The organism is Pseudomonas fluorescens, assembly GCF_902497895.1.
GTDB classification, from domain to species: Bacteria; Pseudomonadota; Gammaproteobacteria; order Pseudomonadales; family Pseudomonadaceae; genus Aquipseudomonas; species Aquipseudomonas fluorescens_BP.
In genome coordinates this window covers 1-25,926 of sequence record NZ_CABVHQ010000077.1, presented here as the reverse complement: position 1 = coordinate 25,926, position 25,926 = coordinate 1, and the positions used below count along the sequence as shown (strand labels likewise).

25 protein-coding genes are annotated in these 25,926 nt (G+C 58.8%); 13 read left to right on the top strand and 12 right to left on the bottom strand.

The annotated features are described in order from the left end of the window. Positions 1-785 precede the first annotated feature (785 nt). Both F8N21_RS26405 and F8N21_RS26400 read left to right on the top strand, forming a co-directional pair. A complete protein-coding gene (locus F8N21_RS26405; protein ID WP_150644928.1) occupies positions 786-1,271 on the top strand; it encodes a glutathione peroxidase in 486 nt (161 codons plus the stop codon). After that, positions 1,268-1,729 carry a MarR family winged helix-turn-helix transcriptional regulator gene (locus tag F8N21_RS26400; protein WP_150644927.1) on the top strand — a complete coding sequence of 154 codons (462 nt, stop codon included), beginning with the start codon at positions 1,268-1,270 and terminating at the stop codon, positions 1,727-1,729. Before F8N21_RS26405 ends, F8N21_RS26400 begins: the two co-directional genes overlap by 4 nt. Here F8N21_RS26400 and F8N21_RS26395 read toward each other — a convergent pair. Further along, on the bottom strand, positions 1,713-4,034 hold the full coding sequence (locus tag F8N21_RS26395; RefSeq protein WP_318184234.1) for a response regulator: 2,322 nt from the start codon (positions 4,032-4,034) through the stop codon (positions 1,713-1,715). The genes F8N21_RS26400 and F8N21_RS26395 overlap by 17 nt on opposite strands. Positions 4,035-4,203: 169 nt before the next feature. Here F8N21_RS26395 and F8N21_RS26390 point away from each other — a divergent pair, with 169 nt between their 5' ends. Continuing rightward, a complete protein-coding gene (locus F8N21_RS26390; RefSeq protein ID WP_150644925.1) occupies positions 4,204-5,094 on the top strand; it encodes an ATP-binding protein in 891 nt (296 codons plus the stop codon). Further along, a complete protein-coding gene (locus tag F8N21_RS26385; protein ID WP_150644924.1) occupies positions 5,091-5,573 on the top strand; it encodes a GAF domain-containing protein in 483 nt (160 codons plus the stop codon). The genes F8N21_RS26390 and F8N21_RS26385 overlap by 4 nt, the downstream gene beginning before the upstream one ends. Before the next feature lie 49 nt (positions 5,574-5,622). On the opposite strand, the gene F8N21_RS26380 is transcribed toward F8N21_RS26385, so the two are convergent. The 6 genes from F8N21_RS26380 to F8N21_RS26355 all read right to left on the bottom strand — a co-directional run bounded on the left by F8N21_RS26380 (position 5,623) and on the right by F8N21_RS26355 (position 13,038). Next, on the bottom strand, positions 5,623-9,288 hold the full coding sequence (locus F8N21_RS26380) for a transporter substrate-binding domain-containing protein (RefSeq protein ID WP_150644923.1): 3,666 nt from the start codon (positions 9,286-9,288) through the stop codon (positions 5,623-5,625). A gap of 8 nt (positions 9,289-9,296) precedes the next feature. Next, positions 9,297-9,923 (bottom strand): response regulator transcription factor, encoded by a 627-nt coding sequence (locus tag F8N21_RS26375; protein ID WP_150644922.1) that lies wholly within the window; start codon positions 9,921-9,923, stop codon positions 9,297-9,299. A 446-nt stretch (positions 9,924-10,369) separates the two neighbouring features. Next, positions 10,370-11,701, bottom strand: coding sequence for a deoxyguanosinetriphosphate triphosphohydrolase (locus tag F8N21_RS26370; RefSeq protein ID WP_150644921.1), 1,332 nt, complete (start codon positions 11,699-11,701; stop codon positions 10,370-10,372). Positions 11,702-11,997: 296 nt separating this feature from the next. Continuing rightward, positions 11,998-12,336 carry a hypothetical protein gene (locus F8N21_RS26365; RefSeq protein ID WP_150644920.1) on the bottom strand — a complete coding sequence of 113 codons (339 nt, stop codon included), beginning with the start codon at positions 12,334-12,336 and terminating at the stop codon, positions 11,998-12,000. After that, positions 12,333-12,722, bottom strand: a complete 390-nt coding sequence (locus F8N21_RS26360) for a phage holin family protein (protein WP_150644919.1) — start codon at positions 12,720-12,722, stop codon at positions 12,333-12,335. Before F8N21_RS26360 ends, F8N21_RS26365 begins: the two co-directional genes overlap by 4 nt. A gap of 1 nt (position 12,723) precedes the next feature. Then, the gene (locus tag F8N21_RS26355) at positions 12,724-13,038 is read right to left on the bottom strand and encodes a DUF883 family protein (protein ID WP_150644918.1); all 315 of its coding nucleotides are present in this window, start codon (positions 13,036-13,038) and stop codon (positions 12,724-12,726) included. Positions 13,039-13,362: 324 nt separating this feature from the next. Between F8N21_RS26355 and F8N21_RS26350 the strand changes: the two genes are divergently transcribed. Next, positions 13,363-14,571: an ammonium transporter gene (locus F8N21_RS26350; protein ID WP_150644917.1), complete on the top strand. Its 1,209-nt coding sequence runs from the start codon at positions 13,363-13,365 to the stop codon at positions 14,569-14,571. 562 nt (positions 14,572-15,133) lie between these two features. Here F8N21_RS26350 and F8N21_RS26345 read toward each other — a convergent pair. Then, on the bottom strand, positions 15,134-17,092 hold the full coding sequence (locus tag F8N21_RS26345; protein WP_150644916.1) for a cation:proton antiporter: 1,959 nt from the start codon (positions 17,090-17,092) through the stop codon (positions 15,134-15,136). 196 nt (positions 17,093-17,288) lie between these two features. Between F8N21_RS26345 and F8N21_RS26340 the strand changes: the two genes are divergently transcribed. From F8N21_RS26340 to F8N21_RS26330, 3 genes are all read left to right on the top strand, one after another. Beyond that, positions 17,289-17,525, top strand: coding sequence for a glutaredoxin family protein (locus tag F8N21_RS26340; protein WP_150644915.1), 237 nt, complete (start codon positions 17,289-17,291; stop codon positions 17,523-17,525). 158 nt (positions 17,526-17,683) lie between these two features. Next, positions 17,684-18,001 (top strand): transcriptional regulator, encoded by a 318-nt coding sequence (locus F8N21_RS26335; protein ID WP_150644930.1) that lies wholly within the window; start codon positions 17,684-17,686, stop codon positions 17,999-18,001. Between the two features lie 91 nt (positions 18,002-18,092). Then, positions 18,093-18,983 carry a pseudouridine synthase gene (locus tag F8N21_RS26330; RefSeq protein WP_150644914.1) on the top strand — a complete coding sequence of 297 codons (891 nt, stop codon included), beginning with the start codon at positions 18,093-18,095 and terminating at the stop codon, positions 18,981-18,983. Positions 18,984-19,096: 113 nt separating this feature from the next. Here the strand turns inward: F8N21_RS26330 and F8N21_RS26325 are convergent, their stop codons facing one another. Next, positions 19,097-19,318 carry a YgdI/YgdR family lipoprotein gene (locus F8N21_RS26325; RefSeq protein ID WP_150644913.1) on the bottom strand — a complete coding sequence of 74 codons (222 nt, stop codon included), beginning with the start codon at positions 19,316-19,318 and terminating at the stop codon, positions 19,097-19,099. 76 nt (positions 19,319-19,394) lie between these two features. After that, the gene (mobA, locus tag F8N21_RS26320; protein WP_150644912.1) at positions 19,395-19,997 is read right to left on the bottom strand and encodes a molybdenum cofactor guanylyltransferase MobA; all 603 of its coding nucleotides are present in this window, start codon (positions 19,995-19,997) and stop codon (positions 19,395-19,397) included. Between the two features lie 79 nt (positions 19,998-20,076). On the opposite strand from mobA, the gene moaB reads away from it, so the two are divergent. Both moaB and glp read left to right on the top strand, forming a co-directional pair. Further along, positions 20,077-20,616, top strand: coding sequence for a molybdenum cofactor biosynthesis protein B (moaB, locus tag F8N21_RS26315; RefSeq protein ID WP_150644911.1), 540 nt, complete (start codon positions 20,077-20,079; stop codon positions 20,614-20,616). 22 nt (positions 20,617-20,638) lie between these two features. Continuing rightward, the gene (glp, locus tag F8N21_RS26310; RefSeq protein ID WP_191624410.1) at positions 20,639-21,826 is read left to right on the top strand and encodes a gephyrin-like molybdotransferase Glp; all 1,188 of its coding nucleotides are present in this window, start codon (positions 20,639-20,641) and stop codon (positions 21,824-21,826) included. 203 nt (positions 21,827-22,029) lie between these two features. Here the strand turns inward: glp and F8N21_RS26305 are convergent, their stop codons facing one another. Next, positions 22,030-22,254 (bottom strand): hypothetical protein, encoded by a 225-nt coding sequence (locus F8N21_RS26305; RefSeq protein WP_150644909.1) that lies wholly within the window; start codon positions 22,252-22,254, stop codon positions 22,030-22,032. Positions 22,255-22,540: 286 nt separating this feature from the next. Between F8N21_RS26305 and yegS the strand changes: the two genes are divergently transcribed. The 3 genes from yegS to F8N21_RS26290 all read left to right on the top strand — a co-directional run bounded on the left by yegS (position 22,541) and on the right by F8N21_RS26290 (position 25,463). Continuing rightward, positions 22,541-23,458, top strand: coding sequence for a lipid kinase YegS (gene yegS / locus F8N21_RS26300; protein ID WP_150644908.1), 918 nt, complete (start codon positions 22,541-22,543; stop codon positions 23,456-23,458). A gap of 72 nt (positions 23,459-23,530) precedes the next feature. Next, positions 23,531-24,466, top strand: a complete 936-nt coding sequence (locus F8N21_RS26295; RefSeq protein ID WP_150644907.1) for a chemotaxis protein CheV — start codon at positions 23,531-23,533, stop codon at positions 24,464-24,466. Between the two features lie 190 nt (positions 24,467-24,656). Beyond that, on the top strand, positions 24,657-25,463 hold the full coding sequence (locus F8N21_RS26290) for an MOSC domain-containing protein (RefSeq protein ID WP_150644906.1): 807 nt from the start codon (positions 24,657-24,659) through the stop codon (positions 25,461-25,463). An 84-nt stretch (positions 25,464-25,547) separates the two neighbouring features. Here F8N21_RS26290 and F8N21_RS26285 read toward each other — a convergent pair whose 3' ends face one another. Further along, the gene (locus tag F8N21_RS26285) at positions 25,548-25,832 is read right to left on the bottom strand and encodes a pyrimidine/purine nucleoside phosphorylase (protein ID WP_085725017.1); all 285 of its coding nucleotides are present in this window, start codon (positions 25,830-25,832) and stop codon (positions 25,548-25,550) included. Between the last annotated feature and the right edge of the window lie 94 nt (positions 25,833-25,926).

The window sequence follows — 25,926 nt, the reverse complement described above, 5'->3', positions numbered from 1 at the left end:
CTTTCGTTCGGCCCTTCGCCTAGGCTCAGGGTGCCCTCGCTCCGGTCCTGCTCCGTGGGCCCGCCGCGATCGGCCATCCATGGCCGTGCGCGGCTAACCCGGCATCCATGCCGGGTTGCCCACTGCGCAGAACCGGAACGAAGCCTCTCGAGGGGGCGTGCACCGCAAAAGCAAAAGCGAGGCGGCCGACCTGCCGGCCTGGGCTCAAGCGCACGCGTTCCCCTGTAGGAGCTGCCGAAGGCTGCGATCTTTTGATCTTGCAGTTGCTTTGCTTTGCTTTGCTTTGCTTTGCTTTGGCTTTTGATTTTGATCTGTCTGCCCCTTTCCCAGAGGCCGAACGCAGGTATTGCGCAGGGGGCAGCTCGGCATGGATGCCGAGCTAGCCGCCCCCGGCCATGGATGGCCGATGGCGGCGGGCCCCCGGAGCAATGCCGGAGTGAGGGCATGCCGAGCCTAAGCGAGGCACCGAATGGAGGGGCAAAGCGCTTTGGTTACTTTCGACTGGGCCGGCATTCCGGCTTTTCGAAAGTGACCCGCCGTAAGGGCGGAACCCTAAGTGGCCGTTACCGCAGGAATGGATATGTATACCATCCAATGACAGGCCGGCTGCCAGGCCGCCTTCGCGAGCAAGTCGGATCGCCGCACCGCCGCTCCCACAAGAGTCGTGAATTATCGGCAATAGGCTAGATCATGGAACAATCGTTCCAAAATGTCGGCAATTACATTGCGCACAATTCAATTGCTCGCTATGTTTACTCATCATTTCCCTTTCAAGAGCCTGCGCGATGACCGACAACCTGCTGGATATCCCTTGCACCACCATCAAGGGTGAGCAAAAGACTCTTGCCGATTTTGCCGGCAAGGCCGTGCTGGTGGTCAACACCGCGAGCAAGTGCGGTTTCACGCCACAATACAAAGGGCTGGAGGAGCTTTGGCAAAGTTACAAGGACCGGGGTCTGGTGGTACTGGGCTTCCCATGCAACCAGTTCGGCAAACAGGAACCGGGAAATGAAGGGGCCATTTCCGAGTTCTGCGAGCTGAATTTCGGTGTCAGTTTCCCACTGTTCAAGAAGATCGATGTCAATGGCAACGAGGCTCACCCGCTGTTCGTGCAATTGAAGAAACGCGCTCCAGGTGTGCTGGGCTCCCAGGGCATAAAATGGAACTTCACCAAGTTTCTGATCGGCAAGGACGGCCAGGTGGTCAAGCGTTTTGCTCCGGCGACCAAACCGCAGGATCTGACCAGCGAGATTGAAGCATTGCTGAAATGAAGGAACTGTCAGTCGAATCGCTCAAGCTTGACAGCCAGCTCTGCTTCAAGCTGTACGCCGCTTCTCGGGCAGTCATTCGTGCCTACAAGCCGATGCTCGACCAGCTGGGGCTGACCTATCCGCAATACCTGGCCATGCTGGTGTTGTGGGAATGGCAGGATTCACCGCCTGAGCAGGCGACGGTGAAAGCCCTGGGCGAGCGCTTGATCCTTGACTCCGGGACGCTCACGCCGTTGCTCAAGCGTCTTGAACAGATGGCGCTGGTGCAGCGTCAGCGCTCGGCGCGGGATGAGCGCGAGGTGCATTTGAGCCTGTCTGCGGTCGGTGCGGCCTTGCGCGAGCAGGTCGCGCCGCTCAAGGCACGTCTGCTGTGCGACAGCGATGTCGATCCGGTTCGTCTGGATGAGTTGCGTAGCGGTCTGGACCGGCTGCTGGTACAGATCAAAGCGTTACCGTAGCGGGTGCCCAAAGGTCGAGCAGGCTTGCCAGTTCTTCGCGGCGGAACGGTTTGGCCAGATAGTCGCTCATCCCGGCCGCGCGACAGCGTTCACGCTCTTCGGGCATGGCGTTGGCGGTCAGCGCGACGATGGGCAGATCGGGCCAGCGACCACTGCGGCGGATCTGCCGGCTGGCTTCATAGCCGTCCATGACTGGCATGTTGCAGTCCATCAGCACCAGATCGAAGCTCCTGTGCTCGAGCAAGGCCAGGGCTTGCGCGCCATGGGCCGCAACGGTGACCTCGCAGCCAAATTTTCCGAGCATGCCTTTGGCCACCAACTGATTGACGGGGTTGTCCTCTACCAACAGGATGCGCGCCCGCCGTTGCGGCGACAGGGCTTCAGGTGCCGGGTCGTCGATGGTGCTGGCCTCGGCCCGCAAGGTCCGCCGCAGGGTTTGATACAGCGCGTTACGTGCCAGGGGTCGAGCCTGTTGCTGCAAGGGCGCCAGCGCGCTGACTTGCTCACTGGGCATGAAGCTGCCATAGGCAGTCACCAGCAGAACCGGCGCCTGGATGGCGGGACGTATCCCGAACAGGCATTCAGGGCAGTCGGTGATCAGCAGGTCAGGGGTGAGACCGATCAGCGAATCGTCGATACTGTACCGTCGATAGTCCAGTCCCCAGCCCGGCAGCAGGCTGTTCAACAGTTCGGCCAGGCCGCTATTGGCGGCGGTGATGGCCACGACCTGCCCTTGCAGTTGCGACACAGCGGCGACTGGCGTGTGGCTGGGCAATGGCAGGTCGGCGCAGAACTGGCTGCCGAACCCTGCCTCGGAACTGACGGTCAGCCGGCCTTGCATGGCTTCGCAGAGGTTGTAGGTCAGTGCCAGTCCCAGACCGGTGCCGCCAAATTGCCGGGTAATGCCGGCACCTGCCTGGGTGTAGGGTTGGAAAATCTTGACTTGAGCGTCCTGGGCGATGCCGATGCCGGTATCGCAGATCTCGATTCTGACGCCCCCTTGATAGTGGCTCAGGCGTACATCGACGCGGCCGAAGCGGGTAAATTTCAGGGCATTGGACAACAGGTTGCTGACGATCTGGCGCACCCGTGTCGGGTCCCCCAGCACCAATGCCGGAAACAGCGGGTCAATCAGGCAGGCCAGCTCAACGCTCGGCGCGGCGTTCTGCGACAGCAGATTGGCGGTGTCTTCGACCAGCACGCCAAGGTCGAAGGGGATGCGTTCAAGCTCCAGTTGACCGGCATCGAACTTCGACAGATCGAGAATATCGTTGAGCAGTTCCACCAATACCTTGCCCGAATCATGGGCAATCGACAGTTGCTGACGTTGTTCAGCCGTCAGCGAGCTGTCCAGCGAAAGGGCGATCATCCCCAGCAGACCGTTGAGCGGGGTGCGGATTTCATGACTCATATTGGCCAGGAACACCGAGCGCGCCTGAGCCATGTCCAGGGCCGTGCTGCGGGCGAGTTCGAGTTCTGCGTTGGATCGGCTCAAACGGGAGTTGATGGCCTTGAGTTCAGTGGTGCGCGCCGAGACGACATTCTCCAGTTGCCCGAGGTAATCGGTCAGACGGTTCTCGGCGTTGCGCCGCTGCTGAATTTCGGTGGCCATGTTTTTGAATTGTTGGTTGGCGACTTTGACCAGTACGCCGATTTCATCGTTTTCATGGCCATGAGGGCAATCCAGCCGCGTCGGGTCGGCGCTTCGCGGATCCCTGCTGCTGAGTTCACGAATGACCCGAACCAGGGGTTTGGTCAGCATGGCGTAGAACAGTGCCAGGAGAATCCCGCTCAGCAGCAGGCTGCGGGTAAAACCGTTGAGCAGTGTCACCTCGGCCCTGCTCAGAAAGCGGCTGCCGAAGGCGTAGGTATCCACATCCAGATGCAGGGTGCCCAGCGACTCCTCGGGGATGTGATCGAGATAGAGCCGGTCTTCGAAGCTTCGCTGGGCGCCGAACAGAAAGTCGCTGATCAGCCGATAACCGCTTTGTTGGCCGGGGCGCTTTACATTGGCCAGAATCGCATTGTTGTTATCGATCAGTCGCGCGCCAATGATCGCCGGGGAACGCAACAGGCCCAGGGTCAGCTCCTGGGCGAGTTCGGCGTCGATGTTGTAGGCGATTCGCGAAGCCGGGTTATGGCTGATTTCCAGCAGAGAGAATATTTCTCGATTGATGGAGGCGTCTTCGCTGGCATAATCGATGCCTATCTGCAGCAGACTGAGCAGGGTTCCGAGAATGAAACCGACCAGAACGGTAAGCCTCGCCTGTTTGAAGGACAGGCGGTTGGTGAACTTGATATCCATGGGGTGCTGTACCACTTCCGTATCCCTTCGCTGGACAAGCATAACCGATCATCGCTGATCTGATTATCGGCAGACTCTGATATCAGTCCTGCATCTTGCTCTGAATCGGCTGTCGATGCTGATTTTGTATGGACAACATCATTACTGTGAACATGCCTGAGGAGAAGTCGTGGATTCTCGATTAAATGCTTTTCTCGAACGCGCCGATGCGGTTCTGGCTCGCCTGGAACCTATATTGCCGGCACCGCGACAAACCATCGACTGGACCAACTGCCTGGCCGCCCGCTGGCAACGTGAAGGACGTAGCGGCTATCTGTTGCCTCTGGAGGTCAGCCTGGACACGCGCCTGTCCGATCTGATCGGGGTAGATAAACAGTGCGAGCAGCTGGGGCGCAATACCCGGCAGTTCCTCAATGGCCTGCCGGCCAACCACGCCTTGCTCTGGGGCTCGCGTGGGACCGGTAAATCCTCGCTGGTCCGGGCCTTGCTGGCCGAGCATGCCGAAGCCGGTCTGCGGCTGATCGAGATCGAGCGCGATCATCTGGCGGATTTGCCGCGGGTGGTCGAGCAGTTGCAAAAGCTGCCACAGCGGTTCGTGTTGTTTTGTGATGATTTGTCGTTCGAGGCCGGCGAGGGCGACTACCGAGTCCTCAAGAGCGTGCTCGACGGCTCGCTGGAACAGGCTCCGGATAACGTGTTGTTGTACGCGACCTCGAATCGTCGACATCTGGTTCCGGAGAAGCAAAGCGACAACGAGAACTGGAAAATGGTCGATGGCGAACTGCATCCCAATGAAGCGGTAGAAGACAAGATTGCCCTGTCGGACCGGTTTGGCCTGTGGCTGTCGTTCTATCCCTTCACCCAGGAGCACTTTCTCAATGTGGTCGAGCATTGGATCGGCGAGCTGGCGCGCAAGGCCGGCCTGCAATGGCAACGCACTGAAGAGCTGGAGATTCTCGCGGTGCGCTGGGCGACCGGACGCGGCAACCGCAACGGGCGTTGCGCCTATCAATTTGCGCGGTATTGGGTGGGGCTGAAATTGCTGGAGCGACAGGCATGATCGATTTGCAGAAAAGCGCCGAGGGTCTCGATGGCTATGCCATGTTGTGTGCGCAGCTTGAATCGTTGCTGGCCGATGAGCGTGACTTCATTGCCAACGCCGCGCAGTTCTCGGCTTTTTTGTTCAACCAGCTGGATGATCTGAACTGGGCCGGATTTTACCTCAATCGCGATGAACAATTGGTCCTCGGTCCGTTCCAGGGTCAGATTGCCTGTGTGCGAATCCCCTTCGGTCGCGGTGTCTGCGGGGCTGCCGCGGCGACCTTGCAAACCCAGCGGGTCGAGGATGTGCATGCCTTCGCCGGGCACATCGCCTGTGACAGCGCGTCGAACAGCGAACTGGTGGTGCCGCTGATCAAGGACGATCGATTGATTGGCGTACTGGATCTGGACAGCCCCAGTCTGGCGCGCTTTACCGAGCAGGACCAGGCCGGTGTCGAGCAGCTGGCGGCGATTTTCCTGCGCTTGAGCGACTGCTGATCAAGCGCAGGCTGTGAGGCTGTGTATCAGGTGCCCCGATGATGGCCTTTCAAGACTCGTGGCTCGAGCCAGGGGTGTTTTCCGCGGTTTGCGCCGTGTGCCGCTGGATCTGTTTGTGCAGATCGCGTTCCAGTTCGAGCATGGCCTGTTCAATGGCGTCGCGGCGGGCATCGACTTGCTCGGTACTGGCGCCTTCGGTACAGGTCCGCTCGAGGGCTTCGCAACGATCGGTCAGGGTAAAGGCGCGGACCATTCGGGCAGCTCCCTTGATTTTGTGCGCAATATCGATCAAAGCCTGGCGTTCACCCTCTTGGGGCAGGGCAAGCAATGCCTGCAGGTCCCGACGGTTGCTGCTCAGGAGTTCGGCGAGCAAGCGTAGGACCAGACGCGGATCACCTCCGGTCAACAGGTGCAAACCGTCGAGATTGAAGGCGCTGTTGGCGGGTAGCGGCTTGATCTCGGCCAGACGCTGATTCAATGCGCTCAGGCTGATCGGTTTGAACAGGCAATCGTCCATCCCGGCCTGCTTGCAGCGGTGTTTTTCCTCGGGTTGCGCGTTGGCGGTAAACCCCAGAATGGTGCAAGGGGGCAACTGCTGCTGCTGTTCACGCTGGCGGATGGCGCGGGTGAGTTCATAGCCATTCATGACCGGCATATTGCAGTCCGCGATCACCAGGTCGAAATGCCCGTCCTCCCAGATCTGCAGGCCCACGGCGCCTTGGTGGGCAGCCGTGTATTGATGCCCGAGGAATCCAAGTTGCTGGCACATGAGCAAGCGATTGGCCGGATGATCGTCGACCACCAGTACGCTCAATGCCGCGCTGGTGCCGGGAAGTGCTGGCTTGACCTCGTCCATGGCCACTTCGGGAGGGAGACTGGTCATCTTCAATGAGACATGAACTTGGGTGCCAGCGCCGATCTGGCTGGTCAGACTCAAGCGACCACCCATCATTTCGCACAGGCTGCGGCTGATGACCAGGCCCAGACCTGCACCAGTGCGGGCTTGATGACCGGGACTGTCGGCCTGGGCGAAGGGTTCGAACAGGCGTCGCTGGTCTTCGCCACTGATGCCGATTCCCGTGTCCTGAACCTGTAGCTGCATTTGAATCTGTTGCGGCAGTTCGCCGGGATCCAGCTGGACCCGGATCCTGACATGACCGTGCTCGGTGAATTTGATCGCGTTGCTGACCAGATTGGTCAGGATTTGTTTGAAGCGCAGAGGGTCAATCAGTACATCGCTTTGCCGTCCCCTGGAATCGAATTCCAGCAGCAGGCTGAGGTTTTTCTGGCGCGCCAGCCCGTCGAATACCCGCATGACCGACTCGACGATCTCGTGCAAGTCGACTCGCTCCGGGGCAAGGCTCAGGCGGCCCGACTCGATTCGGGCGATATCGAGAATATCGCCGATCAGCTCCAGTAGATCCTTGGCCGAGTTGTACGCCACTTCGATGGCCGGGCGATCAAGGTGGCCCTGATCCGCACGTTTCAAGGTCAATTCGAGCATGCCGATCACCGCATTCATCGGTGTACGAATCTCATGGCTCATGGTTGCCAGGAAGGTGCTTTTAGCGCGGTTCGCATCATCGGCCTGTTCTTTGGCCGATCGCAGTTCATCGAACAGCTGGCGGCGTTCGCTGATGTCGATCCAGCCGCCAATAATGCCTTGTACCTCTCCCGTCGAGTCGCGGTAGGGTAGAACCCAATGGTAGATCGTCAGTTTGCGCTCGCCGATATGCAGTGGGCGATCGATTATCAACGGAATGCCTTCGGCTACCACGCGTTGATAATCGGCCTGGTATTGGTGGGCTTCGAACTCGTTGCTCAACACACCCTGCATGACGTTTTTACCGATGACGTCTTCTCGCCTGGCGCAAAAGGCTTGCAGATAGCTGTCGTTGCAGCTCTGAAGACGTCCATCCCGATCACGGACGTAAATCGGGTGCGGTGTCCCGTTAACCAGGGCGCGCATGAATTCAAACTGATCATTGAGCGCTCGTTCGGCCATTTTTCGCTGTTTGATCTGCCTGCGCATGTAGGCATTCCAGGTCAGGGAAATCAGCAACAGCAGACCGGCACCGATGACGATCTGGTAGATCAGGCGCTGGTAATCGCGCCAGTAACTGTCCGGCGCCGCGCTATAACCACGCCAGCGGCTGTTGATGATGCCCAGTTCGTCCGGCGCGATACTTAACAGCGCCTTGTCGAGGATCGAACTCAGTTCTGTTGCACTGCGTGCGGTGGCCAGTGAGAAAGCGGCTTGCCGGGTGCCGACGGTGGTGCTGATCTGGAGTTTGTCCTGGAACACCTGCGAGGAAATGAAATAGTTGGCGATCACCAGGGAGTTCACGGCACCTTCGACCTGGCCTTGGGCGAGTAATTTTGCAGCGCTGAAGGTGTCACTGGTTTCCACCAGACTGATCAGCGGGAATTCTTCGCGCAGAAAATCCACCACCGGACTGCCTTGGGTTACCGCCAGACGTCTGCCTTGTAGTTGTTCAAGGCTGCCCAGGTGTGTGGCACCCTTTTGAGTCAGCAGCACATATGAATTCTGCAGATAGGGGCGGCTGAAGCTGAGTTTGCTCTCGCGTTCATTGCTGGGCAGGATGGCGGCAATGATATCGGCCTGGTTTTCTTCGATCCGCTTGATCATTTCAGTGGTGCTACGGCTGCGTTGAACCTCGAAACGCAAGCCGGTGCGAAGCCTGATCAGTTCAAGCAGATCCGCGGTGATGCCACGGAAATTATTATCGGAGTCAAAGAATGTGAGAGGGGCGTAGGTCTCGTTCACTACGACGCGGACAGTCGGATGTTGCTTGAGCCAGCGCTCTTCGCGCGACGTCAGTTGCAACTTTTGATCAGTGAGAAGAATGGCGCTGCCGGCGCTCCAGCGTTTGGCGATACTTTCTCGTTCGCTGGCTGGAACGACGTCGAGCGTTGCGTTGATGATGTCGAGCAGAACCTGGTTGTCCTTGCGTACCGCAAAACTGAAGCCGTGAGCCTCATGTTTACCAAAGTTGGCCATCCGGATGTTTTTCAGATAACCCTTGTTGATCATGTAGTGAGTCGAGATGGTATCGCCGAGGAAGACATCTGCCTGATCGAAGGCCACGGCGTTGATTGCGTTCTGGTACGAAGGGTAGGAAGTAATGATGGCCTCCGGGTATAGAGCCTTGACCTCCTCCTGCGGCAGGTAGTGATAAACCATGCTCAGGCGCATGTCGGCGAGCCCCTCGGTCAGCGAGCGGCTTTCTCTTTCGCGCGTCACCAGCACCGGCTGGTCCACGGCATAGGGCGTTGAAAGCAACAGGTTCGGGTTGCTCGCTTCAAAGCCATTGGCGGTACCGAGCAGGTCTACTTTACCTTTTTCCAGCGCCTCAATGGCCAGCTCTCTCGAGGCAAAACGTTGCACCCTGACGGGCCGGGCCAGGGTCTTGCCGAGGATGCCGGCGTAATCGGCGGTGAGCCCTTCATAGTCATGACCGCTGATGGTCAGGTCGAAGGGCGGGTAGTCCGCAGCGGAAGTGCCGAGGATCAATTCGCGCTTGTTTTGAACCCATTGCAGTTGGGTTTTGTCCAGTTGGACTTGCATGTGGCCAGTGCCTGAGCGACTCAGCAGTGTGTAGTGTTCGGCCCCGGGTTGTACCGCGCACGCGAGGGTGCTCAGGCATAAACCTGCGCTCAATACTATCAGACAGTCCTTTAAACCCCTGGGCATCCTGTTTCTCACACTAATGCGTTACGTTTTGCCATCTCGATAAGTTCTACCAAGGATTTGGCCTTGAGTTTCTGCATAAGTCTTTTCTTGTAAGTGCTGACGGTCTTGTTGCTGAGAAACATACCTTTGGCGATTTCCTTGTTAGTACGGCCTTGGGCAAACAGTTGCAGGACCATGAGTTCTCGATCATTGACGGATTTAAACAGGTCCAGTTCGAGCGAGGCCGGGTCACCGCCGCGAACAGGATTCAATGCCTGACTCGGAAAGTAGTTGTAGCCGGATAGAACGGCCTTGATGGCACTCATCAGTTCGCTCAAGTCCTCTTGCTTGCAGACATAACCGGCGGCACCCGATTGCATGGAGCGAATGGCGAACAGAGTCGGCGACTGTGCCGTCAGTACCAGCGTCTTTGGGGGAGGGCTCATGGCATTGAAGCGAGAAAGAACTTCCAGACCATCGAGCTTGGGGATACTGATATCGAGAATGATCAGGTCCGGCATACATTCGCGGACCATTTGCATGGCATCGACCCCATTATCAGTTTCGCCGACGACTTTATAATTTTCATGCTCTAACAACATGCGAACTGCCAAGCGTATAACAGGGTGGTCGTCGACAATAAAAACCGAGTTCATAATCAAATCCCATGCGAGCGCGAATAAAGCGGGCACCTTAGCTCAGATGGAGGCGCGCACGCATGAACTGACTGGCTCGTAGCTGCAATATAGGATAAGTCCTACACCAAAAAAGGCGAAGGATTACGAATGGACTAGGTTTAATAAGCTGTATATTAAGTTTGAAACCATATGTAAGTGCAGGTGACTTTGAGGAGAGGTATTTTCATTGGGTATTAGTAAATATTCCTACTCGCAATATGGGGTGTTTCCTGGTTGTGTGCAGGAGGACTATTGTTGATGTGTTTTCGATAATTGTTGAGTGTTCTGTGGGGGTGCTTGTTTGCGGCTGAATAGATGATGAGAGGGGCAGGATCTTTTATAAGTTTTTCATCGTTGCAGAAGTGTTTGCAGGCGCTGGTTTTTCGATCAGCCGCAGCGGGAGTGCCATGGCTGATCGAAAGCTTTCACTGTGGGCTGGAGCGTCCGGTCATCTCCCGTGCCATTTCGCTGGCGTAGCTGTCGGTCATGCCCGCGATGAAGTCGATCATCCGCAGGAAGGACGTGTGCAGGGGCCAGCTCGGGTCAGGTGCATTATTTCCCAACAGGTCGAGAATGCGCCGGTTCTTGAACGATGGGGTGCGCCCGCCGTGCTGTTCCAGGGCGGCCCCGCAGAAAGAGTTCAGAAGAATTTCCAGAGTGGTGTAGGCGCCGATTTCATGCAGGGTCTTGCGCTTGTCCTGGAAAATTTTCTTGCGGGCCATGTCTTTGGCATTCAACACACAGCGTTTGGCCGGACCGTGCATATGCTCGACCAGATCGCCGGGAAGGGTGCCGGCCAACAGCGCATCCTGTTGTTCGACGAATGCCCGTGCGGCGGCGTTGGTCAGGTGCTCGATGGCTTTGCCGCGCAAAATCGCCAGCTTGCGTCGTCGCGAGTCCTGCGGGCCGAGCTGGCGATAGGTTTCCGGCAGGTCGTCACCCACCAGGTCAAGCAGCAGCGACTCGACTTCGGCGTATTCCAGCAGGTCCATCTCCAGACCATCCTCGAGGTCGATCAAGGCGTAGCAGATGTCATCGGCCGCCTCCATCAGATAGACCAGCGGATGACGCGCCCAGCGTTGTTCCTCAAGTTGCGGCAGACCGAGTTTAAGCGCGATCTGCTCCAGTAGCGGCAGCTCGCTCTGATAGCAGCCGAACTTGTGTTTTTTATAACCCAGGGAGTCGGCGTGGCGCGCGGTCCAGGGGTATTTCAGGTAGGTGCCGAGCGTCGCGTAAGTCAGCCGCGTGCCGCCGTCGAACTGGTGGTATTCGAGCTGGGTGAGCACCCGGAAACCTTGGGCGTTGCCTTCGAAGTTGAGGAAGTCATTGCGCTCGACGTCGCTCATGGCATCAAGCCAACCGCGGCCTGCGGCTTGCTGGAACCAGTGGCGGATCGCGTCTTCGCCCGAATGACCGAACGGCGGGTTGCCGATGTCATGAGCCAGGCAGGCGGATTGCACTACCATGCCCAGGTCGCTGGGATCGCACCAGTCGGGCAGGGCGCTGCGGATCGTTTCGCCAACCCGCATCCCCAGGGAACGACCGACGCAGCTGACTTCCAGCGAGTGGGTCAGGCGGGTATGGATATGATCGTTGCTGGAAACCGGGTGCACCTGAGTCTTGCGCCCCAGACGGCGGAAGGCACCCGAAAAGATGATGCGGTCATGGTCTTTATGGAAAGGGCTGCGACCCAGTTCTTCCGGGCTGGGCAGCGGCTTTCCGAGTCGTTCGCGGGTAAGCAGGGTTTGCCAATCCAAGGCTGGTACTCTCCGTCAAGAGACTGATGAATAGTGGCCTGTATGGCTAGTTCGTTAGCTCAAATTCGGATGCCACTAGACCCTAGCTTCCCGGTTCCCACGTCGCGCTGCAAGCGGAACTGCAGCCCGACGGTGTCATTGCCGATCAGCAGCAAGCGCTGGCCTTATCGAAGAACTGTCCGGCGGTGAGGCAGTACTGATTGCGGGTGGCGTCGCGGCGGGCAGACAGGATCGGCCCCCTCGATAAGGAGGTCCGCCCCAGAGTCTTGGCAACAATGCAGTCAGATGCCGCCTGACTAGTCCTTTCTGGGAGTGCCTTGCATCACCAGTTTGATCAGCGGCACCAGGCTGGCACTCAGTTTGGCCAGCCGGGAGAGGCTGCTGACGCCTCCGTTCCTGGCGCCCTTGCCGCTCAGAAAACCAAGCAAGGTCACTGCGGCGACGCCCCAGAGCGGTGCGTGCTTGAAGTGCAGACCTTCCTGCCAGCTTTGGGTCATCCCGCGGACGCGTTGCAACGGTTGCAACAGATTCTGGGACTCATGGCGGATTTCCTGGCGGTGCATTTCCATGCGCAGCCGGATCAACACCTTGCGCATTTCGCGTCGGGAACTGTTGGGTGGTAGCTCAGGGTTCATGGCAGGAGACGCTCCCGGTCGTTGGCCAATTCTTCAAGGGTCGAATGGAACGGCGATGATTCGTCGAAGATGGCCGCTTTCAAACGCAGAGCGCAAAACAGTGCGGCAAGCGTATAGAAGATACACAGACCAATGATCCCGGACAGGCGATAGCTGTCCCAGAGCAGAATCAGCACCAGTGCCGAGAGCCCGATCAGCAGCAGCAAGGCAAACACCAGGGCCAGACCTGCGAACAACAACAGACTCACGGTCCGGGCTTTCTGCTCTTGCAACTCGATGCCGAACAGCTCGACATGGCTGTGCAACAAGCCCAGGAAAGCCGCACCGAGGCGCCGCGAAGAGGAGCTTGGGCCCGTCGCGGACGAGCCGGATTCACCGATAGCCATATTACCGCCGAGTCGCCAGCAGGCCGATCAGAAAGCCTACGCCAGCAGCAATTCCCACCGATTGCCATGGGTTGGCCTGGACGTAGTCTTCAGTGGCGGTAACCGCCGCTTTACCGCGCTCACGCAGGGAGTCTTCGGTCAGTCGCAGGGTTTCGCGGGCACGCAACAGGCTGTCATGGATCTGCAAACGCAGTTCATCAGCTTGATCACCGGCCAGTGTCGCGGTGTGTTCCAGCAACTTTTCCGTGTCATTGACCAGGGTTTGAAAATCCGCCATCAGTACTTCTTGAGCATTCTTTGCTGTTTTGCTGGCCATGGTTATCTCCGTAAGTGGCTTCTGAATGTTTCGAGTATGAGGCTTGCTGGAAGGTTCAGTGCAATTGACTGGTACAGCTTTTGCTTTGTAGTGGTGCGCAGGGAAGCGGTTTTGCGCCGAGACTGAGCATCAGTGCGGCGTGAGCCAATGAAAACCATAACCTAAAAAACTAAAACCCGCGAAAAACCCCTAGCGGCGATTTGCCTGTTCGTACTTCCTGCGCCAAATCGGTTCACCCCTGACTTGGCGGGTGCCAATTTGGTGCGTAAAAGGAGTGGCCGAACTGCTTTGGTGCTTTTTCCTGCATTCAGGTCTGCCAACTCCATGGAAAATTTGCAAAGCGCTGTGGACAGTCTGGTCCATAGCTCCAATACACTGTTTATTCTGATGGGCGCGGTCATGGTTCTGGCCATGCACGCCGGTTTTGCCTTTCTGGAAGTGGGTACGGTCAGGCAAAAAAACCAGGTCAATGCGTTATCGAAGATCCTCAGCGATTTCGCCATTTCGACCCTGGCCTATTTCTTTATAGGCTATTGGATTTCCTATGGCGTCAGTTTCATGCAGCCAGCGGCGGTGATCAGTGCGGATCACGGCTATGGACTTGTGAAGTTTTTCTTCTTGCTGACTTTCGCTGCGGCGATTCCGGCGATCATCTCTGGCGGTATCGCCGAACGCGCCCGATTCGCTCCCCAGCTGTGTGCGACGGCGTTGATCGTGGCGTTCATTTACCCGTTCTTCGAAGGCATGGTGTGGAACGGCAATTTTGGTCTGCAAGTCTGGTTGCTCGCACGCTTTGGCGCGACTTTCCACGACTTCGCCGGCTCAGTGGTGGTGCACGCCATGGGTGGCTGGCTGGCGCTTGCCGCCGTGTTGTTGCTCGGGCCGCGGCAGGGGCGCTACCGTGAGGGACGACTGGTCGCCTTCGCGCCATCGAGCATCCCGTTTCTGGCCCTGGGTTCATGGATCCTGATAGTCGGCTGGTTCGGCTTCAACGTCATGAGCGCACAAACCCTGCAAGGGGTCAGCGGGTTGGTAGCGGTCAACTCGTTGATGGCGATGGTCGGCGGCACCGTGGCCGCGTTGATCGTCGGGCGCAATGACCCGGGCTTCTTGCATAACGGCCCATTGGCCGGGCTGGTGGCGATTTGCGCAGGTTCCGACCTGATGCACCCGGTTGGGGCACTGGTAACGGGTGTGATCGCCGGGGCGTTGTTCGTCTGGTGCTTCACCGCGGCCCAGGGGAAATGGAAAATCGATGATGTGCTGGGTGTCTGGCCATTGCATGGGCTTTGCGGAGTCTGGGGCGGAATTGCCTGCGGTATTTTCGGCCAGAGCGCGTTGGGTGGCCTGGGTGGGGTCAGCCTGCTCAGCCAATTGATCGGAACCGCGTTGGGGGTGGTGATCGCCTTTATCGGTGGACTCGTGGTGTATGGCGCCATCAAGTACGTTCATGGCCTGCGGTTGAGCCAGGAAGAGGAGTATTACGGCGCGGATCTGTCGATACACAAGATCGGTTCGGTGAGCCAGGATTGAGGGTGTGTGGCAAAACATCGCATTTGCCCGTCGGTTCGCCGATCCCTCTGTAGGAGCTGCCGCAGGCTGCGATCTTTTGATCTTTGCGTCCGGCCGGTCACCGCATGGGTCCGCCGAAAAGATCGCAGGCTTCGCCAGCTCCGGGGCACGCGTACCCCAGATAAACAGGCCGGCCGGTCGGCCGCCTCGCTTTTGCTTTTGACGCACCGCCCCCTCGAGAGGTCGAGAGGAGGTTCTGCGCAGTGGGCAACCCGGCATGGATGCCGGGTTAGCCGCCCCCGGCCATGGATGGCCGATGGCGGCGGGCCCACGGAGCAGGACCGGAGCGAGGGCACCCCGAGCCTAGGCGAGGGGCCGAACGAAAGGGGAAAAAGCGCTTTGGTTACTTTGGCGCTTTTCCAAAGTTACCCGGAGTAAGGGCGGAACCATAAGTGGCCGTTACCGCAGAATGGATATGTACACCAGAGAGATAGGCCGGCTGCCAGGCCGCCTTCGCGAGCAGGCTCGCACATTAGTGAATATGTGTACATCCGCGAGAGACAGTTGAGGGTAAAGACGGTATCTACGACCCACCCAGCAACCGCGCTTCGCAGGCTTCGATGGCTGACAGGGTTCCGGACATCAGCACCTTGTCACCCGCCTGCAAATGAGTGGCGCCATCCATCGTCAGGTCGTTGCCATCGCGCTGCACGGCCTGAACGTCCACGCCCAACGGCTCGAGGGCCAGTTCGTTTAACGACAGACCACAGGCGTGGGCATCGGCTCCGAGATTGACCGCATGCATCAGCACCTTGGGCTGGCCGCGGATGTCCAGCAGGTTGCTCTGCGCCCCATGATAAAAGCCATGCAGCAGTCGATAGCGGTTATGCCGGACTTCATCAACCTTGGCCTGGACCTGGAATTCGGGCAGTCCGAGCATGATCAGTGCATGGGAGGCAAGCATCAGGCTTGACTCAAGCAGCTCCGGGACCACCTCGCTGGCACCGGCGGCTTTCAATTCGGTCAGTTGGCTGTCATCGCGGGTCCGCACCAGAATCGGCACCTCGCTGTTGATCCGGCGAGCCTCCTTGAGCACGATCATGGCAATCTCGCTCTTGTCCACGGCAATCACCAGCAAGCGGGCGCGCTCGAGTCCTACGGCGGTGAGCAGTTCGCCCCGGCGTGAATCGCCATAGTGCACACAGCTTTCGCCGGCCGCGGCTTCCTGAACCCGTACCGGGTCGTCGTCGAGCGCGATGAAGTGCTGTTGTTCGCGGCGCAGGAAGCGCCCGATGGACTGGCCGACCCGACCATAACCGCAGATCACCACATGCCCGTGCAGTTCGGCGTTGAGCGCGGTGATGCGCTCCAGTTGCGCCTCCTCATTGGGTTTGCGATGCAGGCGGGCGGCGATCCCGGGAGCCGCGCGCAACAGCAGCGGCGTCAACAGCATCGAACAGAACGTCGCCGCCAATAGCAGGCCGCTGATGTCGCCGGGCATCAGCTTGCTCTGTTGCATTTGCGCCATCAGCGCAAAGCAGAACTCGCCACCCTGAGCCAGTGCCAGGCCACTGCGCCAGGCGGTTTCAGCGTCGCTGCCGCGCCACTTGACCAGCGCCGCCACTACCGTGCCCTTGATCAGCAACAGCGCCAGGGTCAAGCCGAGGATGAGTAACCCGTGACTGAGGAATAACTGCAGGTCGATCAACATGCCGATACTGACGAAGAACAGCCCGAGCAAGATGTCGCGGAACGGCCGGATGTCGGCTTCGATCTGATGCCGGTAGTGGCTTTCCCCCAGCAGCATGCCGGCCAGGAACGCACCGAGGGCAGGGGAGAGCCCCAGCAGGTGAGTCAGCCAGGCGGTCAGCAGGACGATGACCAGGGCCAGCAGCACGAACAGTTCGGCGGAGTGGGAGGCGGCAACCTCATGAAATAGTCGTGGCAGCAACCAGCGACTGGCCAGCAGCAGGCCGACAAACAGTATGACGGTCTTGCCCAGGGTGATCGGCAGCGCCCAGTACCAAACCTGATCACTGCTGCCGGCAAACACCGGGACCAGGGTCAGCAAGAGCACCGCGACTACATCCTGGAACAACAGCACGCCGATCGCGTTCTGGCCGTGGCCGCTGAATATTTCGCCAAGGCTGGTCAGTTCCTTACTGACGATGGCTGTCGAGGACAACGCCAGGCCGGCGCCGAGCAACATGGCCGAGAGGGTCGGTACGCCACACAGCCATAACACCCCACCCAGCAGTGCCCCTGAAACCAGTACCTGCAGGCTGCCCAGGCCGAAAACCACGGAACGCAACGCGAGCATTTTCGACAGGGAAAACTCCAGTCCCAGGGAAAACAGCAAGAAGACCACCCCCAACTCAGCCAGATCCGGTAGATCTTCGCTGTCATTCACCCAGTCGAATGCCGTTGGCCCCACCAACAGGCCGACGCACAGATACCCCAGCACCGGAGGCAGTTGCAGGCGCCGGAACAGCGCAATCACCACCAATGATGAGGCGAGGATGATCAACAGATTGGCAAACACAGCAGTCTCCGGTTCGGGGTCTCGCATTAACACAGCGTAGAGGCAACGAAGTCGCGAGCATCGCGCAATTGGCTCTCTGGGAGAATGATGTGAGTCATTCTATTGTGGGCTATGGCGGAGCAGGCAGCTCCCTTGGCTCGACGAGTTTTCCCGTCCGGCCTAGAATGAATGCCTATTCCTCGTCGGTCTGTTTGTCATGCCCCCTGAATGCCAGCTGTTCGGTACCCTTGGTTGCCATCTCTGTGAACTCGCCGAAGCCGAAATGATGCCTTTCGTCGAGGGCGGCTTGTTGGTGGAACTGGTCGACATTGCCGAAAACGAAACCTGGTTCGCAAACTACGAGCTACGCATCCCGGTCCTGCGCCGCGTCGATACCGGTGCCGAACTGGATTGGCCTTTCAACGCCGACCAGGTCGTGGCTTTTCTGAGTTGATCGGCATCCCGTGTCAATGACAGGCTCCCCGCCTGTCGATCCTTCTGCAATCCGTTGCCGAGAGACGTAATATTCGGGTACTGTATGTCTATACAGTTATCGAGTGTTCTGCCATGTCTCTCACCTGGCGAATCAAGAAAACAGAGGGAGCTACCATGCTGGTCAATGTCGAACAATTGAAGCGCAGCGTGAACCGGATGTCCGCTGACGTCGTCCGCGAGGCGGTGCTCGAACTGCGCCTGGATGGTCTGGTTACCGAAGGCAAGACGCCCTTCAATAAACTGCATTTCAATACCTGTTTCGCTGAAATCGAAGCCTTGTTCCAGCGTGCCGGTTACCACCGGCAACTGGATGTCGTGGGTTACCAGGGCTTGTTGTATGCACTTTATGATCCAGGGCGCTGGGAGGCGGTCGATGTGCTGCGCTGGCTGAAGGACTTTACCGACGCCGCGCGGCCCGCGATGACCCATGCCTGATGGCAACGAAGACCGATGGTGCAATCGCCCCTAGGTTCGCGTGCGCCCTTGCTGGATAATGCCAGCCTGCACCCATGCACAGAGCCCCTGTATGTCTACGTCATCTTTCTGCGCTGCACAGAATCAAGCCAGCACCCTGTATTTGCCTGCGGGCTCATGGCCGACGGTGCTCGATTGCCTGTGCGAACACTTCAGCGCCATCAGCCGTGAACAATGGCTGGACCGGATCGCTCGTGGGCGCGTGCTTGATGGCAAGGGGGCGGCAATTGCGCTTGGCTTACCGTACAAGGAAGGCCTGCGGATACATTATTTTCGTGAGGTGCCTGACGAAAAGCCGATTCCGGTGCTGGAGTCGATTCTCTATGCCGACGAGCATTTGGTGGTGGCGGACAAACCGCATTTTCTGCCGGTGACCCCGGCGGGTGAGTATGTCGAACAGACCTTGCTGCGACGTTTGATCCGGCGCCTGGACAATCCGCATCTGGTGCCATTGCATCGCATCGATCGGCATACGGCGGGACTTGTGTTGTTTTCGGCCAACCCACAGAGCCGTTCGGCTTATCAGTCGTTGTTTCCCACCCGCAAGATCGAGAAGCGCTACGAGGCTATCGCCCGGGCTTTGCCTGAGTTGTCATTTCCGCTGATTCACAAAAGCCGACTGGTCGACGGTGAACCCTTCTTCCGCATGCAGGAGGGGCCCGGTCCGAGCAACACCGAAACGGCGGTCGCGGTCAGCGAGAAAAACGGCGAGTTCTGGCGCTACGCGTTGTCTCCCGTCACCGGCAAGAAGCATCAGTTGCGAGTGCACATGAGCGCGCTGGGGGCGGGTATTTGCAATGACCCGTTCTATCCCGAGGTCCTCAGGGATGCCGAGGATGACTATGCCAACCCGCTGAAGCTGCTGGCGCAAGGCTTGCGCTTTATCGACCCGTTGAGCGGATTGGAGCGTCATTTCGAAAGCGAAATCACCTTGCAGTGGTGAATCCCTGAAACGCTTGCATCAGGTTTTTCGGCGCAGATCGAAATATTCTTTCAAGTCAAAACGATAAAACCCGCATAAGGCGGGTTTTATCTGTCTCTACCTGTAGTCTGGGCTTACAGATCTTTAACGGTACGCACCTGATCTTTGTTGACGCGCGTTTCTTTGCCGTCCAGTTGTTCGAACTCATAGAAGCCTGAATCTTTATCGAATCTAGGTGTGTCGACAGCCTGGATTTCCCGGCCGTCATTCAAGGTGATCACCGTAGGCGACGCACAACCGGCGAGGGTGGCGAGGCCCATTGCAAGCATCAGCGCAGCGAGGGTCCGTTGAGTCATTTTGTTCTCCGAAATGAATACTTTTAACTACTAGATCTTGAGACGTATACAACACGAGCAAGTTCCATGGCTAGTATCATTCGGATACGCCGTTGTACTGACGCAGGAGTTCAGGGGTATTCAGGTTGGCCAGCCGCTGATCATTTTCGGGACATTGCAAGGCCACGGCACCGAGTCTGCGCATGAGTCTGCCGGGGCTGCGTTCACCGTCCTCCCAGGCGCGCTCGAACGCGCCGGCGAGCGCCGTCGGGATGACGCATAACAGCGGTTCCCAGTGCTCTCCGTGGCGCAGCATCAGCGGCTTTTCGGGATGTTGGCTGGCGGTTTCGCGCATGGAATCGAGCAGGCCGGTATCGATTTGCGGCACATCGCAGGGCAGTACCAGCACAAATGCATGGCGAGCCACTGCCAGCCCGGCGCGAATGCCGGCCAGCGGGCCCGGGAAGTCGTCGATGTCGTCCTGGACCAGTTGGTCGGCAAACGGCGCGTATTTCTCCTGGTTGCGGTTGCAGGAAATGATCAGATCATCACTCAGGCCACGGGTCTTGCGCTGCAGATGAGCAATCAACGGCTGGCCTTGCCACTCCAGCAGGCCCTTGTCCTGGCCGCCCATGCGTTGGCCGCGCCCGCCTGCCAGGAGCAGAATGGAGCATGGCGGCAGCTGAGTGTTCGAGTTCATGGCGCGTCTCCACAGAGGCAGCGAAATGGGGCGCTGTGATATAACACCGGGCTGTTTCTCCTACAACTGGATCGAGCCTATGAAAGCCAAGGCTGATGTACCTTTCGCACCGCTGAACATCGCGGTGTTGACTGTCAGCGATACTCGCACCCTGGAAACCGACACCTCCGGGCAGCTGTTCGTCGATCGCCTGAGCGCCGCCGGGCATAACCTGGCGGCGCGGGTCCTGCTTAAAGATGATCTCTATAAAATCCGTGCGCAAGTTGCGACCTGGATCGCCGAAGACCAGGTACAGGTGGTGCTGATCACTGGCGGCACCGGGTTTACCGGGCGTGATAGCACCCCGGAAGCCGTCGGCTGCCTGCTCGATAAACAGGTCGATGGATTCGGTGAGTTGTTCCGGCAGATTTCGGTCGCGGACATCGGTACCTCGACTGTGCAGTCCCGGGCCCTGGCCGGATTGGCCAATGGCACCCTGGTGTGCTGCCTGCCCGGTTCGACCAACGCGGTTCGCACCGGGTGGGACGGGATCCTCGCCGAGCAACTGGATTCGCGACATCGGCCCTGCAACTTTGTCCCTCATCTGAAGCAGGCTGCAGCCTGTGAATCCCGTGGGTAAGCCGGGCAAGAGCGGCACCTTGATGCCGGTCGAAGACGCGTTGGCTCGCTTGCTGGCGATGGCGCAAGCCTCGCCGATTCGCGAGTGTGAGCACCTGCCATTGGCCGCGCTGCAAGGCCGGGTTCTGGCTGACGATTTGATCTCGACCCTGGATCTTCCGCCCTGGCCTAACAGCGCGATGGACGGCTATGCCTTGCGTCTTGCCGATTGGAAGGGTGACGCGCTCGCGGTCAGCCAGAGAATATTCGCCGGTCTTGCCCCCGAGCCTTTGGCGCCTGGCACCTGCGCGAGAATCTTCACCGGCGCTCCGGTCCCCGAAGGCGCCGACTGTGTGGAAATGCAGGAAAATGCTGAAGTACTGGCCGATGGGCGGGTGCGCTTCACCGAAACCTTGCATGCAGGTCAGAATATTCGGCCACAAGGCCAGGAAACCACCGTCGGTGAAGTGGTGTTGTCGGCGGGTACTCGCTTGGGGCCCATCGAGCAAGGTCTGGCCGCTTCCCTGGGCTGCGCGCAACTGAAGGTGATCCGTCGGGTGCGAGTGGCGGTGCTGTCCACTGGGGACGAATTGATCGAACCAGGACAACCGCTTGGGCCAGGGCAGATCTACAACAGTAATCGAATATTGCTGTGCAGTTGGTTACAGCGTCTGGGTTGTGAAGTGATCGATGCCGGGATCTTGCCCGATGATTTGCCGACTACCCGCAACCGGCTCGGCGAGTTGGGTGACGTTGACCTGATCCTTTCTACCGGCGGTGTCTCGGTGGGAGAAGCGGATTTTCTCGGCGTCGCCTTGCGCGAGGAGGGTGAACTGGCGCTGTGGAAACTGGCAATCAAACCGGGCAAGCCGCTGACGTGTGGGCACTTCCGGGGCGTGCCGGTGATTGGCTTGCCAGGCAATCCGGCATCGACCCTGGTGACCTTTGCCTTGTTGGCCCGGCCTTATCTGCTGCGCCGCCAGGGCGTGGAAAAGGTCGAGCCGTTACGCTTTCAGGTGCCTGCCGGGTTTGCCTGGCCCAAGCCTGGCAGCCGTCGAGAGTACCTGCGAGGACGACTGGAGCAAGGGCGAGCCATCATCTATAGAAACCAGAGCTCCGGGGTACTGCGCAGCGCGGCCTGGGCCGAAGGGCTGGTTGAAGTGCTGGAAGATCGCACGTTGGTCGAGGGCGATTGGGTGAATTTCATTCCATTGAGCGAGGTGCTGGGGTAAGGCCTGGTGTGGGGCGGTTAAGCGCTATTTTTTGCGACGAGGCTCTCGTAGCAGCTGCCGAGCCTGCGAGGCTGCGTTCGACTGCGAAGCGGTCGCTAAATCAGGCAACGGATTCTTTCAAATAAACCGCGGATGCAGGCTTTGCGAGGACTTCGGTCGAGCGCGACCCCGGCTCGAACGCAGCCTCGCAGGCTCGGCAGCTGCTAATGGATCAGCGCCTGCAGAAGCTGACCAAAGCGGCTGTGTGAAATCCAGATCAGCAGAGCAATCAACACCAGAATGGCTCCTGCCGAGCAGGCAAGCCTGGTCTTGATGGATTTCCGGTTGTCGGGCGCTTTATCGAATTCCATGCCGCGGTGTTCCATCTGGGTCAGTGAGGGATTGGCATGCAACTGACTCGAGCCCTTGAAGAACTTTTTTTGGTTCATGTCAATTCACTTCCTTGTGTAAGGCGTCGCAGGCCTGATAAACGCTACACCGGAACGTTCTAATATCAGCGCCTCCTGGTCAACCGGGCTGGCTCCCAACGATTTGTAGGATGTTTCTCTATTAAGCCTGCACGCTTGCCTCAAATAGCGCTGACTCACCAGCCATTGCCTGTCGAGCAGGGGGGCGCGCTGCCGTGTTCGAAATAAATTGATCTGCCAGGGCTTTTTTTCGACTGCAGCAGGTCAACATTCTTCAAGAACCATCCAATCAGTGGAGTGATGAACGATGAGTGAGCGCAAGGCGCTGTTGATTTTGCATGGCAAGCAGGCACTCAACGAGGAGGTTCGCGAAGCCGTGGAAGCCAGGCGGGCCGAAGGCTGGGAACTGGCCGTGCGGCTGACGTGGGAGGCGGGCGATGCGAGACGCCTGGTCGATGAGGCGCTCGCCGCGGGCTACACGCACCTGATTGCCGGTGGCGGCGATGGCACCTTGCGCGATATCGCCGAGGCCATGGCCTTGAGCGCCAGCGATGCCAGTCTGGTGCTGTTGCCCTTGGGTACCGCCAACGACTTTGCTCGGGCTGCCGGCATTTCGCTGGGCCCCCATGACGCTTTGCGAATGCTCGATGCACCTGCCCATGCAATCGATCTGGGCGAGGTCGGTGGTCAGCTATTTCTGAATATGGCCACAGGAGGCTTTGGCAGCCAGGTCACGGCCAACACTTCCGAAGACCTGAAGAAGCTTCTCGGCGGGGCGGCCTATCTGTTCACCGGGCTATCACGCTTCAGTGAGTTGCATGCAGCGTACGGTGAGTTGCACGGACCGGATTTTCATTGGCAAGGGGATCTCCTGGCGCTGGGCATTGGCAATGGTCGGCAGGCCGGCGGCGGTCAACTGTTGTGTCCGGACGCACTGGTCAATGACGGTTTGCTCGATATCAGCATTCTGCCAGCACCGCAGGAGCTGGTAGGGACCCTGAGGGATCTGCTGTCCGGCGGCCTGGGTATTGGCAACATGTTCGTCCGGGCGCGCTTGCCGTGGGTTGAAATCAAGGTCTCGGAAGGCCTGGACATCAACCTCGATGGCGAACCCATGCAGAGCGACAATCTGCGTTTTTCGGCGCGCCCGGCGGCATTGCGGGTCCATCTTGCGCCGGACTCGCCATTGCTTGGGGAGGGAGGTTCAGCTCAACCCCAGGGTTAAGGGTTAAGGTCCAACGCTATCGGCCGATAACTCTCTTTAGTGAATTCATCAGAACAAGCTCAGGAGTCATTAATGGCCGGCATTCTCGACACGGTAGATCAACGCACGCAGCTGGTGGGTGAGAATCGCCTGGAAATTCTTATGTTCCGTCTGGCCGGGCGCCAGCTTTTTGCAATCAACGTCTTCAAGGTGCAGGAAGTGTTGCAGTTGCCCAAGTTGACGCTGATGCCTCAGCGCCATCCGTTTGTCTGTGGTGTGGTCAATCTGCGCGGGCAGACCCTGCCGGTGATCGACTTGTCCCAGGCGATTGGCATGCGGCCATTGGTGCCGGGCCCTGACAGCACGATCATCGTCACCGAGTACAACCGTTCGGTGCAGGCGTTCCTGGTGGGGGGTGTCGATCGCATCGTCAATATGAACTGGGAGGCGATCCTGCCACCGCCGACCAGCGCCGGTCGCCAGCACTACCTGACGGCCATCAGCAAGGTTGACGATCAACTGGTCGAGATCATCGACGTGGAAAAAGTCCTGGCCGAGATCGTCCCGTACAACGCCAAGGTGTCCCGGGAAAAACTCGAAGATCCACTGCTGGAACACGCCCGTGGCCGTGAAGTGCTGCTGGTCGATGACTCCAACGTGGCCTTGTCGCAGTTGCGCGACACCCTGGGTCAGCTTGGGGTGAAGATGCACATCGCCAGAGATGGCTTGAAGGCACTGAACATGCTCAAGGCCTGGGCCGATACCGGCGTGGTCATGACCGACAAACTGCTGATGGTCTTCACCGATGCGGAAATGCCCGAGATGGACGGCTACCGCCTGACCACCGAGATCCGCAACGATCCACGCCTGCGCGGGTTGTATGTGGTCCTGCACACCTCGTTGTCCGGCAGCTTCAACGATTCGATGGTGAAGAAGGTCGGTTGCGACAACTTCCTCTCCAAATTCCAGCCGGACAAACTGGTCGACGTGGTCCGTCAGCGTTTGCTGCTGGACGAAGTCACCGCCTGACGCGGTATGTAGGAGCGAGCTTGCTCGCGATGGACTCAAGGGCGGCGCGTTTATTCAGAAAGCCCGCATTATCGTTAACGTCCATCGCGAGCAAGCTCGCTCCTACAGGGTAATGAGCACGCAGTCTGCCTTTGATTCGGCGATCAAGCTCGTATAGGGTGGCGTTTTTGGCTCAACAGGGAGCTGGTTCATGCTGCGTCTCAGCGCGCTTTATCGTTACCCACTCAAGTCCGGCAAGGGCGAACCCTTGCAACAGGTCAGTCTGGACAAGCTGGGGCTGGACGGGGATCGCCGCTGGATGTTGGTGGATGAAGCCAGTGGGCGTTTCCTGACCCAGCGCGCGGTACCGCAGATGAGTCAACTCTCGGCCCTGTGGAATGCGGCTGGCGGACTGTCCCTCAGTGCCCCCGGCCTCTCGCCCATCGAGGTCCCGTTGCCCGCCGCCGACGCGCAACTGCGCGGCGTGACCATCTGGCGTGACACCCTGCGGGTTCCCGATGCCGGTGATGAGGCGGGCGCATGGGTGAGCGAGTTCATTGGCAAATCCACGCGGCTGGTGCAGGTGCCGGTCGAACGTGCGCGCACCACTCAGGCAGGCTACGGCAGAGACGATGATCAGGTCGCATTTGCCGACGGCTTTCCGTTGCTGCTGATCGGTCAGGGCTCGCTGGATGACTTGTCGGAACGCGTCGGCCGTCCGTTGGAGATGTTGCGGTTTCGGCCCAATCTGGTGATCGAAGGCAGTGACGCCTATGCCGAGGACGGCTGGAAACGCATCCTCATTGGCGATATCGAGTTTCGCGTGGTCAAGCCTTGCTCGCGCTGCATCCTCACCACCATCGATCCGCAGACCGGCCACCGCAATGCCGATCGCGAGCCCCTGGCCACGCTGCAGCAATACCGGGCGCAAGAGGACGGTGCGATGTTCGGCCAGAACCTGGTCAACGACGGCAATGGTTGGCTTGAAGTCGGGATGCCGGTGACGATTCTCGAATGAGCCCCGGTCTGGCTTGAATAAAAAATGCCCGTATCGCGAGATACGGGCATTTTTGTATGTGCCACAAAAACCCTGTTTCAGGTTTTAGCCGCGGTATTCGCACAGATAAGCGGTGTCGACCGCAACCTTCAACTGGAACTTGCTGTTGGCCGGTACGTTGAACTGGCTGCCGGCGGCGAAGGTTTCCCAGTCGCTGCTGTCTGGCAGTTTGACGGTCAGTGCGCCAGACACTACGTGCATGATCTCCCGCTGGCTGGTGCCGAATTCGTATTCGCCCGGGGCCATGACGCCGATGGTGGCCGGACCTTCGGTGGTGCCGAAGGCAATCGACTTGACGGTGCCGTCGAAGTACTCGTTGACTTTAAACATGGGCGATTCCTCGAAAAGGGCTAAAAAGGCTGGCCAGTATGCACAAGCCTAAATAGCCCGTCACCCTCTGTAGAGCCCGTAGCAGCTGCCGAGC